The 1,048-nt window shown below is 77.6% G+C and carries 1 protein-coding gene; it reads left to right on the top strand.

What is annotated here, in order from left to right; genetic code table 11:
• Positions 1-986, top strand: a 986-nt coding sequence (locus tag AC0CYZ_RS31345) for a glycosyltransferase family 4 protein (RefSeq protein ID WP_472222126.1), incomplete at its 5' end; no start/stop codon positions are given.
• Between the last annotated feature and the right edge of the window lie 62 nt (positions 987-1,048).

Raw genomic sequence — 1,048 nt, 5'->3', positions numbered from 1 at the left:
TCCCCGACGCGCGCCGCCGCATCGTCATGGACGCCGCCTTCACCGCGCACGCCGCGCTGGTGGGCGGGCCGCGCCCGGACGTCGTCGTCGCGGTCAGCCCCGTCCTGCTCACGGTGCTCGCGGGGCTGCGCTGGCGTCGCGGCGGCCGCACCGCCCTCGGCGTCGTCACCCAGGACCTCTACAGCCGCGCGCTCACCGAGACGCGCATGACGTCGTCCCGGATGGCGGGCTGGGGCGCGAAGCTCGAGGGCGCGCTGCTCTCGCGGGCCGACGGGATCGCCGTCGTGCACGAGCAGTTCGCGGCCCCGCTGGCCGACCTCGGCGTCGACCCGGCGCGCATCACCACCATCCCGAACTGGTCGCACATCACCCCGTCGACCGCCGACCGGGCCGCCACGCGCCGCGGGCTCGGGTGGCGCGACGACGAGGTGATCGCCCTGCACGCCGGGAACATGGGCGTGAAGCAGGGGCTGGAGAACGTCGTCGAGGCGGCCCGCGAGGCGGACGCGACGGGGGCCCCGGTCCGGTTCGTGCTCCTCGGCACCGGCAACCAGCGGGCCCGCCTCGAGGAGCTCGGCGCCGGGATCGACCGGCTGGACTTCCTCGACCCGCTGCCGGACGGCCGCTTCCCCGACGCCCTCGCCGCCGCCGACGTCCTCGTGGTCAACGAGGCCGCGACCGTCGCCGAGATGTCGGCCCCCTCGAAGCTGACCTCCTACTTCGCGGCCGGCCGGCCGGTGGTGGCCGCGTCCTGGCCGCGCTCGGCCGCGTCCGCGGAGCTGGTCCGGGCCGATGCCGGGCTCCGCGTCGACCCGGGGGAGCCCGCGGCCCTGCTGGACGCGGTCCGCACGACGGCGGCCGATCCCGCCGCCGCGTCGGCCGGGGCCCGCGGCCGGGCGTACGCCGAGAGCACGCTCGCCGCCGCGGCGGCGCACCGGGCCTACTGCGACTGGGTCGCCGGGTTGGGTGTGCTCGCGCGGTCCTGAGTGCCGTGCCTGACGTGAGGGCCACTGCAGGGACGGCCGACGTGCGGGTGCGTAGGCGGTTG

The sequence above is a fragment of the Actinomycetospora sp. genome (assembly GCF_055612215.1).
Note: the sequence above shows the minus strand (reverse complement) of the source record. Positions and strands in the feature narration are given on the sequence as shown.